Origin of the sequence: Saccharothrix variisporea (genome assembly GCF_003634995.1) — a bacterium.
Lineage (GTDB): Bacteria > Actinomycetota > Actinomycetes > Mycobacteriales > Pseudonocardiaceae > Actinosynnema > Actinosynnema variisporeum.
Genome location: NZ_RBXR01000001.1, coordinates 6,030,839 through 6,046,671 on the forward strand (window position 1 = coordinate 6,030,839; position 15,833 = coordinate 6,046,671).

Annotated in this window: 3 protein-coding genes; 1 reads left to right on the plus strand and 2 read right to left on the minus strand. The window is 72.1% G+C overall.

Annotated elements, in window-relative coordinates:
- Window positions 1-252: 252 nt before the first annotated feature.
- A complete protein-coding gene (locus DFJ66_RS27540) occupies window positions 253-14,004 on the minus strand; it encodes a glycosyltransferase (protein ID WP_147459377.1) in 13,752 nt (4,583 codons plus the stop codon).
- On the opposite strand from DFJ66_RS27540, the gene DFJ66_RS43010 reads away from it, so the two are divergent.
- On the plus strand, window positions 13,988-14,161 hold the full coding sequence (locus DFJ66_RS43010) for a hypothetical protein (protein WP_170199035.1): 174 nt from the start codon (window positions 13,988-13,990) through the stop codon (window positions 14,159-14,161). The two genes, DFJ66_RS27540 and DFJ66_RS43010, sit on opposite strands and share 17 nt — an antisense overlap.
- Here DFJ66_RS43010 and DFJ66_RS27545 read toward each other — a convergent pair.
- Window positions 14,158-15,825, minus strand: coding sequence for a hypothetical protein (locus tag DFJ66_RS27545; RefSeq protein WP_121225202.1), 1,668 nt, complete (start codon window positions 15,823-15,825; stop codon window positions 14,158-14,160). The two genes, DFJ66_RS43010 and DFJ66_RS27545, sit on opposite strands and share 4 nt — an antisense overlap.
- Between the last annotated feature and the right edge of the window lie 8 nt (window positions 15,826-15,833).

Sequence of the window (15,833 nt, forward strand, 5' to 3'; positions counted from 1 at the left end):
GCCTCCAGCGTCAGTGGTGGACTGGTCTCCCCGTACTGGGAGGGACCTTGACCCCCGGATGCTAGTCCCGCGTGCTTCCGGTGACCCAATGGCCGCCCGCCTCTGTGACTGACAGAACAGTGGTGAATGGCCGCGACTCCGGTGCACCGATCTGCACCGATTCACCTCACAGGTCAGAGGGTGTGCTTGTGCGGTCCGGATCACTCGGGCGAGTGATCCGGACCGCATTTCGAGACCTGTTCGAGATCTGTTTCAGGGGCGCCTTCGGTAAGTCGCGACGCCGTTCACCACCACGAGTTCGATTTCCACCGAGTGCTGCGCCGGACCGGTGAACGGGTGCAGGACGGTCGGCGCGCCACCCTGGTGGATGACGACGTTCACGCCCAGTCGGGTGGCGATCAACCGGCCGGTGAGGTCGCGCGCGTTGCCCGCCCGCGCGTTCTCCGCCGGGTCGCGGAACGACCAGTTCAGGTTCTCCACCAGCGACCCGTAGAGGTGGCCCCGGCGCATGGGTCGGGCCACGGTGAACTCCGCCACGGTCTGCGCGGCGTCGTCGCCGTTGGCCATCGTCACCACGTCCCGCCGCAGCGCCACCGGGTCCACGCCGGCCGCCTGGCCGAGGGTCGAGTAGAGGCCGTCGGGGGTGGGCGGCGGGGCGGTCGGCAGGAGGTCGGTGGCGATGAACCGCAGGTGCCGCCGGGCCTCGCTGACGTGGTCGGACGTGACCAGGCCGTGCGCGGACACGACCTTGTGCTCCGGCTGGACGCCCGCCGTGACGCCCTGGAACGGCGTGGGCAGCGGCGCGGACACGGCCGGGTTGAGCGCGTTCTTCTTCGGCGCGCCCAGCTGGGTCCGGGTGGTGGTGCTCGGGGCCCACGTGGTCGAGGACTGGCCGGGCGGCGGCACCGGGAACGGCTCCGGGACCCGGCCCGCGGCGGCCTCGGCGCGCTGGTTGGCGAACCGGGTGCCCTCCTTGGCCTTCTTGTTCGCCACGAACCGCTCGGTCACGTTCGGCAGGGCGGTGTGCGACTGCGGCAGCCGCCCGTCCTTGACCTGCCCGTAGGCCAGGCGGGACAGGTCGGTGCCGGTGGCGCCGTCCACGAAGTCGGTGGCGAACGCCAGGCCGCGCACCGGGTGCCGGTTGTTCTGCGCGTCCACGTTCACCCGCTCGCGCACGTCGGCGGCGGCGTCGTGCGCGAGGTCCGGTGCGTGCACGGCCGCGAGTTCGGCCGCGTAGAACCGGTTGAGCGACCGGCCGAGGCCGCCGAACTCCGCGCCGTCCGGGCCGAAGCGGACGGTGTCGTCCACCAGCGGCACGAGGGCGTCGACGAACAGGTTCGGCTCCGGCGTGTACGGCAGCAGCGGGTGGATGCCGGACTGGTTGCGGCGGGCGTGCATGTCGGCCGCGATGTGCTGCTCGAACCGGGCCACGAAGTCCGGGTGGTTGACGGTGTCCACATAGGACTGCCGGGTGGCCGGGTCGAGGGACTGGTCGCCGTTGATCCGGGCGAGGGTGTCGCGGACCAGTTGTTGCGGGTCGGTGACCCGGTAGCCGCCGCCGACCAGCAGCGGGCGCAGCGGTTCGGGGTTGTCGTCCACGTCCGTGGCGTCCATGAGGGTCGTCACGTGGCTGAAGACGTGGTCGCCGGACGGCGTGCGGCGGTCGCTCGCGTCGAAGTCCATCACCGACACGTACGGGTGACTGCCGTTGGCGGCCAGGGCGTGCACGGCGAACCGGTGGGCGTTGCTGTCCAGGGTCCGGTTGCGGGTCTCGCCGAACGCGAAGCCCCGGTTCGGGTGGGGCAGGTTGACCAGGGCGATCGGTTCCGGCCGGGCCTGGACGGTGGCGTTGGCCTGCGCCAGGGCCGTGTCGATCTCCTGGCGGGTCGGGGCGTTGACGCCGAGCACGAACGCGACCCGGCCGTGCAGCTCGGGCGGGGTGTTCGCCATGACGCCCGCGATGACGGTGTCGAGCTGGTCGAGCTCGCCCGCCCGGACGATCATGTTCACCACGAACGCCGGCGGCTCGTTGTTCGCGATGCTCCGGCGGGTGCGGTCGAGGTAGTCGCCCGGGGTGATGGGTGTCAGGGCCCGGCCCCGCGCGAGGTTCTCGAAGGCCGCGTTCTGGATGCCGCCCGCGTTGTCGAGGGTGACCGTGTCGTCGTCGGTCATCTCGACGTCTTCGTCCACATCGGACGGTTCGTCGTCCTCGCGCTCTTGGCGCTTGTGCGACTCGCTGGGCGGCACGTCGTCGATCTGCATGGCGTCGAGGTCGCGCTTCACGGGCGCGTTCGGCGCCGAGGTGGTGTCGGACCACGGTTCGGCGGTGGGCGGGTTGAAGGACTCCAGCGCCTTCATGCGGCTCTCGATCAGCCACGCGTTGCGGGGCTTGAGGGACGTGTCGGCGGCGTCGATGCCCGCCGTCATGGGCGCGTTGTCGGACACGACCCGGCCCCTGCCGTCCTGGTGCTGGAAGACCGGCTTCACCGCGCCGGTCTCCAGGTACTCGTCCTGGAGGCCGAGGAAGTGGCCGACCTCGTGGGCCAGGCGGCGGGGGTCGGTGTCCACCGGCCAGTGCAGCTGGTCGGGACGGCCGTCCGGGTCGGTGAGGGCGACGGTGGCGTGGGCGTCGGCCGGGTTGTCGGTGAACTCGACCGTGACGTGCAGCTGCCCGCCGCCGGGGAGGCGGTTGCCCCGGTTGAACAGCTCCTCGACGCCCGCGCGGGCGCGTTCCCGGACGGCCGCCGCCTGGTCGGGCCGGCCGTCGAGGTGGAGCTTGACCGTGAGGTCGTGGACCTCGACGCCGTCGATCGTCATGGTGCGGACGTCGTAGGCGATGGGGCCGCGCCACGCGTTGAGGGTGATGCCGTTGGGGGTGATGGTCGAGTTGGCCATGACCCCGCTGTCCTCGCCGCGGACCGTCGAGGTGATCGGCGCGGTGGCGCGGGCCTGCTCGATGGTGGTGGACGGGACCGGGTTCGTCGGGGTGAACCACTCGGCGTCGGGGGCGGTGCTGTGCCGCCAGGACAGGTCGTCCAGGACCGAGCGCGCCGGGCCCGGGGTGGGTGCGGGAGGCGCGGCGGGCGGGTTCTGCGGGGGTGCGGTGGACGGGTTCTGCGGTGTGGTGGAGCCGGCGGGCGGGTTCTGCGGCGGTGCGGCGGGTGGTGGTGCGGCGGGCGGGGTCTGCGGGGCCGGGGCCGTGGTGTTGTAGGCGGTGACCTGCTGGTCGACCGCCGACTTGGCGGCCCACCACTTGGCCTGCTCGGCGTCGGCCGCCGCGCGGCGCTCGGCCAGGGTGGTCTCGGCGGCGAGGATGGCCTGGTCCGCCTCCTGCTCGACGCGCCTGGCGTCCTCGACCGCCTGGTCGTAGGCCGTTTGGGCGGCTTGCCGATCGAGGTCCGCCTTCTGCGCCGCCTCGGCGACCGGGTTCAGGTCCAGTTCGGCCCGCACCATCGTGGTGGTGGCGTTGGTGACCAGTTCCATGGCGGCCAGTTCCGCGTTGCGCGCGGCTTCCAGGTCCTCGGCGGCCTTCGCGGCGGCCTCGGCGGCTGCCGCGTCCTGGGTGGCGAAGTTGGCCAGCGTCGCCGTCCGGCGGGCCACGCGCTCGCGTTCCAGGACCTCGGCCTGACGCTCCCGCAGGGTGTCGTAGGCGTTCTGCTCGGCCTGCTGCGCGTCCTGGAGCGCTTGCCGCAACCGGGGCAGGTCCCGCACCGCCAGGTCGTGCGCCTGGACCGCCTGGTCGAGGGTTTCGCGGGCGTCGGCCACCGCCTGCTGGGCGTTCGCCTTCTTGGCGGCGGACTCGGTGATGAGGTCCTGCGCCGCGTGCCGGGCGTCGTCCACCGCGACCTCGGCCTTGCGCCAGTCGGCCGCGGTGTCCTTGACGGCCGTCTGCGCCGCGCCCAGGTCGTCGCCGAACGGGCGGCCGAGCAGGGTCTCCACGTCGCTCGCGGGCATCCGGACGTCCGCCGAACCGGGCACGGTCAGGTCGTACACGCCGACCTTGCCGCCGCCCAGGTCCGCCACGAACCGGTACTCGACGTCGAACTCCACCAGCCCGGTCCGGCCCTGCGGCTTGAGGTTCTGCACCTTGTTGCCGGTCGGTCCGGACGAGTCGGTCGTGGACGCCTCGCTCGCGTGCTTGCCCTCGATGCCGCCGGTGGAGAAGCTCGGCGTGTGCACGGGGTCGGGATCGCCCTGGGCGTCCTTGGCGGACTGGGAGAACCCGCCGCTCGCCACGCCGATCGACACGTCCCCGGTCTGCGCGGACTTCACGTCCGTGGACACCGCGTGCACGGTCGTGGTCGGGTTCTCCAGGTTGACCGAGTCGCTGAGCGACCCGAGCTTCGGGTTCACCAGCCGCGCGTACACCTTGAGGTTCGCGTGTTGCGCCGACCCGAGCGTGGACTCGTGCAGGCCGGGCACGTCCAGCCCGTCCTTGGTCATGCCGGGCAGGCTCGGCTGGAGGTGCTCGGAGCTGAGCGTGGACAGCAGGGCGTTGAGCGGGGCCGTGCCCTTGCCGGTGATCCCGCTGCCCGCGCCCGCCTTCTCCAGCGCCGCGATCGCGGCCCGCCGCACGTCCGCCGCACCCCGCATGCCCTCGACGGACGCGGTGGTCGGCAGGTCCACGCCCGTGCTCTGCCAGGTGGTGACGCGGTCCGGCGCGGCCTCGGTCGCGGGTTGGCTGCTCGCCTCGGCCCGGTAGCCGTCGCGGGCCTCCGGGCCGGTCGGCGGCTGCACCCGCACGCTGTCCGCGTGCAGCCGGACACCGAGGTTGGTCTCCGGGCTCACGGCGGTGCCGACGACCTTGCCGCCCTTCTCCACCACCAGCTCGAACCGGACCGGCACGTCGTAGCGGACGGCCGGTCCGCTGCCCGCGCGCAGGTGCCCGAACTGGTCGGTGGTGGCGTCGGTGGTGGTCTTGGTCTGCCCGAACCCGACGTTCGCGCCGACCGCGACACCGACGTTGCCGGACAGGTTCCCGGACGCGTCGGGCACCGCGCTGCCGGGCGCCTTCACGCCCAGGCCCCAGCTCGTGCCCTTGCTCTGCGCGTCGGCGTCCTTGCGGGTGGCGGACACGGTGTGCTCGATCTCGCGGCCGTCGTTGACCGCCTTGTCGAACACCGGCACGCCCACGTGCGCCTTGAGCGTGACCTGGTAACTGTCCTTGCCGATCACCGCGCCGGGCTTGTGCAGCAGCAGCGGCACACCGCCGTCCAGCGCGCTGTCCACCAGCGCCTTCACGCTGGTCGGCGAGGTGAGGTCGACCAGGCGCTGGAGGTTGCCCATCGAGTCGTCCAGCACCGAGTCCGGGATGAGCTTGGTGCCCTTGTTGACCTCGGCGGCCAGGTTGCGGACGGTCGCGGACAGGTCTGGGGCCTTGTCGACCAGGCTCAGGCCCAGTGCGCCCGGCTCGTTCGGGTTGAGCCGCTTGGGCGGCTGCATGGTGCCGTGCTTGGCGGGTTCGGGCTGTTTGACGTCGGGCAGCAGGCCCATCTCGCGCGCGGTCTGCTCGCTGACCCGCACGAACACGCCACCCGGCATGACCACGGCCGCCGCCTTGGCCTGCGGCGTGCCCTTGTTCACCATGTTCTCGTTGCGGCTCTCGGTCGCGACGGTGAACGTGGCGTCCATCTGCACCAGCACGGTGCGCTCGGCGGGCGGCGTGACCAGGTTGCGGTCCACGGACCCGCCGACCTCGGTCGTCTTTGCGTCGGACTTCGACCACGGCGTCCACTTGCCCTGCGCGGTGAACCCGCTCGCGCCCTTCGGGGACGCGCCGCTGGGCCGTGCGCCGAAGCCGGCGGACGCCGTGGCGTCGACCGACTTGTTGGTGGTGGTCGTCTCGCCCGCCTTCGACCCGCCGGTGGTCGAGTTCTCGGTCGGCGTGATGTCGGAGACCGACACCAGGCGCGGCGCGCTCAGCTCCACGGACATGCCGATCGCGCCCGTCCGGTCGGCGACCCGGCGGTCGAAGCGCAGACCGGTCTCGCTGACGCCCGTCTCGGCCATCTTCCGCAGGTTCGCCTTGAGGCTCTCCGGGGAGAACATCTTGTCGATCTGGTTGCGGGACTCCGTGCCGGGCACGGTGAGCGCGGTGTCCTTGCCGCCGGACGCCTCGTTGAGCAGCTTGATGGCGTTGTCGCGCAGGGTTTCCGCGTTCGCCACCGCTTCGACGTGCAGCCAGTCCGGCTGCTTCGGCTTGGTAGTCGGCGGGTTGAGCACCGAGGACACGGTGACGGTCGGCGGCAGCGGCACGGTGGTCGGGTCGCCGGGCTTGAACGCCTTCTGGTCGGTCTTGAGCGCCGACCCGTCCGACACCCACAGGTGCACCTTGCCGCCGAGGTCGGGGTTGTCCGCCGACGTGATGGTGGCGACCGGCTTCGGGTCGGGCACCTGGAGGTTCGGCGAGCCGATCGTGACCCGCTTGACCCACGCCTGGGTGCGGCTGAACTCGGTGATCTCGATGGTGAACTCGACGTCGTGGGCGAAGACCTGCGCGTCCGCGCTGCCCACGTGCAGGGAGTTGCTGGCCACCGTGGGGCTGGCCGCGGTCTTCACGGCCGTGGACTGGTTGTACTTCGCGGCCACGGCCGCGGTCGGCGACACGCTCGCGCCCGGCGGCTTGAGCGACGCGCCACCGCGGCCCTCGACGCCCGCGCTGAAGCCCTTCTGGGTGCTGGCGGCGCTGTCCAGCTTGGGCGCGGTGGACGACGAACCGCGGATGTTGCGCGCGTCCGCCTCGCCGAGGTGGGTGCCCTCGGAGAGCTTCGCGGTGATCTTGACGTTGACGAACTCGTTGTGCGCCATGCCTTCGCGCTTGAACTGCACCTGCACGCCCGGCCCGAGCAGACTGTCCATCTTGGACTTGAGCGCGGTGGGGGACAGTTCGGCGTCGAGCTTGCGCTGGTTGGCCAGCTGCTGGGCCAGTTCGGACGACTTGTGCGCGCCCTTGAGCCGGTCGGCCTCGACCTCCCAGTTCGGCAGCAGGCCCTTCAGCTCCGGTGCGTTGCGCAGCGCCTGCTCCACGGCCGGTTGCACGTTGCTCGCGGGGGCGAACTCGCCGACCTTGATGTTGCCCGCGGCCAGGCCCGTCGACAGGTAGAGCGGCTCGAAGCGCGGCTTGCCGTCCTTGGTCGGCCTGGTGATCGAGTCGCGCGTGCCGTCCGGGGTCTTGAGGCCGTGCGCGGCGGCTTCCGGTAGGCCCATGCGGACGTAGGAGGTGACCGGGAACGTGAAGCTCTTGCCGTTGGACGTCTGGACTTCGACGTTCGTGGTCACCTTGTAGAGGCCGGTGTCGCCCTTGACCTGGATGCCGGTCTTGTTCGTCGTGGTGGTGCCGGTGTTGGCGGTGACGGACGTCTTCGCGCCGTAGCCGCCGGTGATCCCGCCCGAGCCGACGGCGACGTTGGGTGCGCCCACGCCGCCGCCGAAGGCCGCGCTCACGTCCACGCCGCTGCTGACCGTGGAACTGGTGCCCGTGCCGGTGGTGGTGGCGTCGTGCAGGCGGAGCTGGGCTGCGCTGTGGGTGCCGACCAGTTCCGCGGACACCGGGTGCGCGGTCATCCGCACCGCGCCCGTGTGACCGCCGTTCGGGCTGGTCAGGTTGGGTGAGGTGACCCAGCCGCTCAGCATCGGGCCCAGGTTGTCGCGGATGTTCGTGCCGCTGAGGAAGTCCCGCAGCGCCGTGCGCCCGTCCGCGCCGGGCAGCGTGATCGACGGGTGCAGGGCCGCGGACAGGGCTTTGAAGGCGGCGTCGGCGTCGGCCGGGTTGACGTGCACGGCCTCGGGGACGACGTGCTCGACCTTGGCGCCCCACCCGTCCGCCGGTGTGACCTCGCCCGGGACGCCGGGGCCGAGGTGCCGCAGGTCGTCGGGGATCTGGAGGGACACTTCGACAGGGCCGCCGTCGTCCGTGTGGACGCTCTGCTGGCCCACGACCGTGCCGGTGACGGGGTCGGACAGGGTGACCAGGACGTTGACCGGGACGTCGACCCGCGTGGACGTCTCGCCCGCGCGGATCACCCGGTTGTCGGTGGTGGACGTGCTGGTGGTGACGGTGGTGACCGGCGTGGACAGCGGGGTGCTCACCGAGACCGCCCCGTACGCGCCCAGGCCCTGACTGGCCGCCGCGCTGACGCCGAGGGAGTTGGCGGTGGTCAGGTTGGTCGTGGTGGAGGTGGTGGCGCCGCTGTTGACCTGCATGTCGACCTTGGTGGTCTGCGGCGGGGTGGTGGTCGCGTCGGCGGCGGGGCTGTGCAGGACGGCCTGGACCTTGGCGTCCAGCCAGGTGCCGCCGACCTTGACCTGGAAGGTTCGGCCGCCGTCCAGGAACGACTCGAAGTTGGTCCTGAGCTCCTGGCCGATGTGGTCGACGCCGAGCTGCTTGGCGTTCGGGCTCTGGGTGTCGAGGAGCGTGGTGAGGGCGCCGGTGACCTTGTCCACGCCGCGCACGTCGTTGGTGGCGATCGTGCCGAGGCCCTGGTTGGACTGGAAGAACTCGGGCAGCGGGCCGGGGAGCACGGCCGTCGGCACGGGCGGGGTGACCACGACCATCGGGATGGGCGGGGCGGACCTCGGTGCCGGACGGGTGTTCACGGGCGGCGGTGGAGGTGGCGGCGGGGGTGTGCCGTTGTTGTCGGCCGGAGGTGGTGGCGGGGGCGTGTTGTCGTCGGCCGGCGGTGGGTTCTGGGTGTCGGGCGTGGTGTTCGTGCCGAAGTACTCGCCGAGCATGGTGCGGAAGGCCTGGTCGGCGTTGAACGGCGCCCACGGGCGGTCCGGCTTGTTCAGCTCGTTGGTGAGGCGGTTGATGTTGTCCTGGTAGCGGTTGCCGCGGTTCGCGAACTCGTTGTCGTTGTTCGGGAACTCGTTGTACTGCGGGGTTTCGCCCAGCCGCTGTGCCAGCGCGTCGGTGATCCGGCGGGCGAGCAGCTCGGTCATCGCCTCGTCGGGGTTGAGGTTGGCGCTGTAGACGCCGCCCTGCCCGTGCCGGTGCGCGAAGGTCTGGTCGCTGCCCACCGAGTGCGCGTGCATGAACTCGTGCACCAGCAGGTGCCGGATCGCGTCGGCCCGGCGGGCGGGGTCGTTGGTCAGGCCGTCGAGTTGGCCGGTGTTGAGCAGGACGTGCCCGGAGATCGCCCGTGCCGGGTTGGTGAGGGTGTTCTGGATGAGCTGGTTCCGCATGGCGTCGACGTCGCCGTTGCCCGCCTTGAGCTGGGCGACCTGGTCGAGCACCTGGTCGAGGCGGGCCACCGCGTCCGGGTCGCCCTGGTTGAGGCGGGCCAGGAAGTCGGGGGCGAGGATCTCGTCGCGGACCTGCCGCGGGTCGATGCCCTGGCCGGTGAGCTGGTCGACGGTCAGGTCGGACGCGCCGCGGTCACCGGTGTTGAGGGCTTCGTCCATCGCCTGCTGGACGGCGAAGTGCCGGGCGAAGGTCTGGGCGTCCATGCGCACGATCAGGTCCGGGTTGACCGCGGGCCGGGTCGTGATGCCGTACTCCTGCTGGAGCGTGTCGAACATGGCGTCGAAGCCCGCCTGGATCTGGCCGACGTCGACCTGCACGCCCGCGATGTCCAGCGGGGTGGACGGGAGGGTCTCCGGCAGGTGCGCGGAGACGCCGTCGGTCAGGGTGTCGTTCAGGCGCGTGGCGAACGGCTGCGGCGGGGTGGCCGGGCCCGCGTTCGGCTGCGGCGGGAGACCACCGGGTGGCGGTGGCGGGGGCGGACCGCCGGCGGGTCCGGTGTTGCCGCCGGGTGGCGGGGGTGGCGGGGGTGCGCCCTGGTTGCTGACCGGCGCGTTGTTGGCGGGGACGTTCTGGTTCCCGGGAGCGGGCGGTGGTGGCGGGGGCGGAGGGGCGACCGGGCGCGTGTCGGGGCGGGTGCCGTGGTCGGGGAGGCGCGGGGGTGGGGTCTGGCGGGGGCTGTTCGGGTCGTGCAGGGTGGCGTGGTCGGCGTCGGGGACCATCACCTGGCTGTTCGTGGTCCGCTCGATCAGCCACAGGTGGCGCGGCTTGAGCGACGGGTCGGCGTCCACGCCCGCGCCCATCAGGCCGTTGTCCTGCACGACCAGGTTCGACGGCGTGTGCCCGGCGGGCAGCGGCTTGCCGTCGCTGTTGAAGATGCGGGCGTCGGGGCCGGCGGCGTCCTTGTACTCGTCGGGCAGGCCGAAGTAGTGCGCGACCTCGTGGGCCAGGACGTTCGGCGAGGAGGTCGTGCTCCAGTTGAGCTGGTCCGCGTTGGGCGAGGTGGTGACGTTGACGCTGGTGTGCGCGTCCGCCGGGTCGGTGACGAACTCGACCCGCGCGTGGAACTGGTCGCCGGAGGGCAGCCGGTAGCCCTGGTTGAGCAGCTTGTCCACGCCCTGGAGGGTCTTGTTCCGCACGTCGTCCACAGTGGACGGTGAGACGCCGTCCGCCGGGTTCAGGTGCACCTTCAGGGTGTACTCCTTGACCCAGACCCCGGGCGCGACCTCCATCCGGCGCACGTCGTGCTTGATCAGACCCGTGATGGAATCGATGCTGCCCGGCGTGCTCGACCGCTGCACGTCGGCGACCTCGGTGTCCACCGTGCGCACGGGTGCCCTGTCTCGCACGGCGTCCCAGTCGCTCGCCGGACGCGGGTTGTCCGGGCCGAACCAGTCCGCGGTGCTCTCCGTGCTGTGCCGCCAGGACTCGTCGTCGAGGACGTCCCTGGTGTGGTGGTCGGGCGGCGGGGGTGTGGTGTCGACGGACCGGTCCTGCGCGTCCGGGCTCGGCGCGGGCCGGGTGTCCACAGTGGATGGTCCGGCCGGGGTGTCGAGCTGGTCGCTGCTCAGGTCCGTGACCCACTTCAGGCCCGACCACTTGTCCTTGATCGCCGGGTCGAACAGGGCCTGGAAGTCCGTCGGCGTGACCAGCGGCTTGAGCGGGCCGCCCTCGAACGGCTGGAAGCCCAGGTCCGAGTTGTGCATGGTGTAGCGGCCCATGAGGCCCTCGGCGGGCTTCATCCAGGTGACCGGCGAGTCGTTGAGCACGGTCGGGCCGGAGATGTCCGACGCCAGGTTCTTCAGCTGGCTGTCGAAGCCGTCCGGCGCCTGGTTCTTCAGGGACGTGTACTTCTGCGGGATGGTGTCCGCGAACGCCCGGATGAAGTTCGAACTCGGCGGGGCGACGATGAAGTTGTTGTTCAGCGACCCCTTCTCGTACCGGGCCGCGGCGGCCTCCGCCACCTGGGCGTCGCTGATCGGGTCGTCCTTGCCCAGGCCCAGCTCGTCGCGGACGCTCTTCTCGTCGCGCAGGCGGGGCGCGAACAGGGGGACGTCGTCCTGGCGCATCCGCATGTCGCCCACGTCGTTCAGGGACACCGTGCCGGGGGCGATGTCGACGTCCGCGTAGACGCCGCCGTGCTTGGACAGGACCGCGTACCGGGCGATGTCGGAGGCGAGGTTGTACGCGCCGACCTGGTCGGACTTCTGGTAGATGTCGGCCAGCGTGGGCTTGCGGGTGTCGGCGCGGCTCTCGACGTCCAGGGACAGCTCGTTCACCAGGGCGCCGGTGTCGGTCCGGATGTCGATGCCGTTGCTCTTGAGCTGGTCGAGCGTCGCCGGGTCCCACTTGGACGAGCGCGGGTCCGTCCACAGGGTGACCTGCCACGGCGGGTTGGCGTTCCGGGCCTGCTCGGCCCAGGCGACCATGTTGTCCACCGCGCCCGGCTTGGGCGTGTTGCCGAACCAGACGAAGCTGACCTGCTTGGGCACGTCGACCGGCGGCACGCTCGGGTTGGAGTCGAGCTGCTCCTGGAAGTAGGCGGACAGCTCGGCGTGGTGCGGGCTGTCCTTCAACCGGTTGAGCAGGATGCGGGCGCGGACCGGCGCGCCTTCCTGCACGGCCTGCTGGATGTGCGCCTTGAGGTCGTTGACGGGGAGGTCGGCGGGCCGCGCGGACGGGCGCAACACCGGTGCCATCGGGCTCGGCGTGGTGACCGTCGGGGTCGGCGGCGAGGTCGGGGTCGGCGGTGGGGTGGCTTGGAACAGGCGGCCGATGTCCCGGATCGCGCCGAAGAAGCGGCCCAGGCGGGCGCCGGGGGAGTTCGCCTGGGGGCGGGGGGTGAACTGGAACGGGCCGGGGTTGCCCGTGACGACGCCGGAGACGACCGCCGGGGTGACGGTGGGCGGGGCGGGGGTGACCGGGGGTGCCGTGGTGGGCGGGGCCGGGCGGGTGCGGATCTCGGGGGCTGGGGCCGAGCGGGTGGCCGGTGCGGGGTTGGGGCTGGGGTTGGCGTTCGGGGTGGTGTTGACGGGCGGGGCGGTGTGCGGTGCCGGGTTGGGGCCGGGGTTCGGGGTGGCGGTGGCAGGCGGGGCCGGCCGGGTGTTCGGGGTCGGTGGGGCGACCGTGGTGTTCGGGGTCGGCGTTTGGGCGGCCGGGGTCGGCTTGGGGGCGGGGGGTGGTGTGGAGGGGGAGGTGGGTGGTGCCTTGGTGATGGTGGGGTCCGGGGTGGGCGGCTTGGGCGCGTCGAACACGCCCTTGCTCGGGCCGCCGGTGAACTTGCTCGACCGGTCGGTGTTCGGGGCTGGTGCCGCGCCGGGAGTGGCCGGGGGCATCGCGCCCGGGGTGACCGGGGACGTCGCCGGGGCGGTGGTCGGCGTCGGGGTGGGAGTGGTGCTCGGCCTCGGTTGTGCACCGGACTGGTTCGGCGGCGGGGTGGGCGTCGACGGGGTGGGCGTCGACGGGGTGGGTGGTGGCTTCGGGGCGCTGTCGAGCTTCGGGGACGGCGGGGCGGCCGGTGGCGTGGAGGGTGACGAGGTGGGGGCCTTGTTGATGGTGCCGTTGCCGGTGGGTGGCTTGGGCGTGTCGAAGACGCCCTTGGTCGGGCCGCCGGTGAACTTGCTGGACCGGTCCGTGTTGCCGGCCGCCGTCTGACCGCCGGGGGTCGCGCCCATCGGGGGCATGCCGCCCGCCATCGGTGACGGGGTGCCGACCTTCGGGGAAGTGGAGGGTGTGGTGGTCGGTGGGGTCGCCGTGGGGGCCGCACCTGCCGCGGTCTTCGCGCCGGGGCCGAGGTTCGTGCCGGGCGGCGGGGTGGTGCCGGGGATGCCGCCCGGGGTGCCGCCGGGAACCTTGGGACCGCCGCCCGGCGTGCTGCCGGGGATGCCGCCCGGAACCTTGGGGCCGCCACCGGGCGTCGGGCCGCCCTTGGGAGTCGTGGCGGGCGGGGTGCTCGTGGCCGGGAACGCGCCGGTGGGCACCGGACCGCCGCCCTTGGGACCGGTGATCGGGCTGACCGATGGCCCGCCGGTGGTCTTGGGTCCGCCGGTGGGGGTGGTGGTGGGGCCGCCCTTGGGTCCGGTGATCGGAGCGACCGAGGGGCCGCCGGTGGTCTTGGGTCCGCCGGTCGGGGTCGTGGTCGGGCCGCCCTTGGGTCCGGTGATCGGAGCGACCGAGGGGCCGCCGGAGGTCTTCGGTCCGCCGGTCGGGGTGGTGGTCGGGCCGCCCTTGGGTCCGGTGATGTGGCCGACCGACGGGCCGGCCGGAGGCTTCGCGCCGCCGCCCGGGGTGGTGTTCGCGCCGCCCTTGGGGCCCGTGATGGGACCGACCGACGGCCCGCCGGGGGGTGTCGCGCTCGGCACGCCCGGACCGGTGCCACCCTTCACCCCGCCGAACGTGCTGACCTGCGGACCGGACGACTTCGACGACACCGGTGGCGCGGTGGTCGGGCCGCCCGGTGGCTTCTGCGCGCCCGAGTCCGGGTTGAACTTGTTGAACTCCTTCTGGCTGTTCAGGTCCGTGTTGACGTGCGTCTCGTAGGTCGCCTTCAACCCCGACTGCACGTTGCCGAACGTCGTCGCCGCCCGCTCCGCCTGCGCGACCGAGTTGTTGTTCGAGTTGTTCAACGCCGGCACGGCGAACAAGCCGATCGGGCCCAGCGACGTCGGCCCCAGCTGCAACCCGCGCAGCCCGCCGGTGATGGCGTTGAGCCGGGACTGGAAGTCCCCCGCCTTGGACTGGAGACCCTCCATGGTGGAACCGCTCATGCCGAACCCCGACGACCCCGTCGGGCCACCCGCCGGCGGCGGCGGGGGTGCCGGCGACGGGGAGGGCGAGGGCGACGGGGACGGCGACGGCGACGGGCTGGAGCTGCCGCCGGTGTTCTTGGGCGCCATGAGCGGTTCTCTCCTGCGGAGGGGCTAGACCTGGACCTTCGGCGAGCCGGTCGATCCCGTGGACGTCGAGGTGGAGAAGTACTTGGCCTGGTACGAGTCGTACGCGGACTTCGCCGCCTCGCCGGACGCCTTGGCCTCGTTCGCGGCCTGCTCGACGGTCCTGCCCGCCTCCTGGGCCGCCTTGGACGCGCGTTCGGCCGCCGCGATGTCGGCGTCGCTGCCGGACGCGAACGCCTTCGCGTTGGCCTCGGCTGCCGCGGCGTTGGCGGCGGCGAAGTCGGCGTTGGCCTGCTCGTACTTGGCGTTCGCGGCCTTGGCGGCGTCGTTCTTGGCGGACATGTCGTTGGCCGCCGACTCCTGCGCCGGGTCCGCCGCGCCGCCCGGGTTGTTCTTCTTGTACTCCTCGTAGGCGGCCTTGGCGGCGTCGTCCGGGGCCTTCGTGCCGTCCAACGCCTCCTTGGACTTGTTCGCCGCGTCGGACATGTCCCGGGCCTCGCGAGCCGCGACCTCCGCCGCGCGAGCCGCCTCGCCGCGTGCCGCGTCCGCCTCGGCCTTGGCCGCGTCGAACTTCGCCATCGCCGCGTCGTAGGCGGCCTGGTCACCGGACGCCGCGGCCTTGTTCACCGCGTCCGCCGCCTCCTGGGCCTTCTTGTTCGCCTCGGCGGCCTTGTCGGAGGCCGCGCTGAGCTTGTCGCCCGCGGCCTTGGCCTCGTCGGCCTGCTTCTTCTCCTCGTCCTTGGCGGCCTGGTACTTCTCGTTGGCCTCCTTGGCCTTGTCGTTGGCCGCCTCGACCTTGTCCATCTCGTCGTCTTGCTTCTTGGCCTTGTCGATGTCCTTGTCGACGTCGTTGGCGGCCTTGTAGCCCTCCCAGGTGATCTCGGCGACGTCGGCGATGTTCTCGAACCGGTCCCAGCCCTTGCCGATCTTGGTGACGATGTCGTCGAGGTTCTTGATCCGGCCCATGTTCCGGGTCAGCGCGGCGATCAGCCGGGCGATGCGGGCCGCGATGTTCGTGGCCAGCGCGACGGCCTTGCCGACCGCGAACCCGATGAACGCGGCGATGGACGCGCCGAACGTGGGGATCGCGGCCGCGGCGGCGGCGATCGCGCCCGCCAGCAACGACCCCAGGAGCTGGGCGATCATGTCCCGGACGATGTCGCGCAGCACCTGCACCAGCACACCGCAGATCGCGACGATCTTGGCCTTGGTCTCGACCGCCCCCGCGAGGTCGTCGAGCTCCTTGCCCATCGCGTCCATGCTGGCCTGGAACCGCTCGGAGGACATCCCGGTCCAGCCGTCGAACTTGACCAGGCCCTGCTTGTGGTCCTCGGCGAGCACCCGGATCTCGGCGGCCTGCTTCTTGGTGGCCTCGACGTTGGCCTGGATGTCCTCGGGGTCGCCCATCAGCTGGTCGAGGCCCTCTTTGAGGAACGAGACGTGCTCGATCAACCAGCCGATGCCCGCGCCGAGCAGCGACCCGAACGGGTCCATGGCGAACATGGCGACCGACGAGGCCGCGCCGATCGCGTTGAACGTGATGTCCAGGACCCGCTCGGTCTCGGACTCGGCGTCCTTGCCGATCGAGTCGATCAGGCTGTCGAAGGCCTCGATGAACAACGAGCCCTTGAACTTGTTCTCCTCGGTGATCTCCATCCCGGGAGGCGCGGCGAGGGGCTGGTCGGGGGCGGTCATGGCTTGGC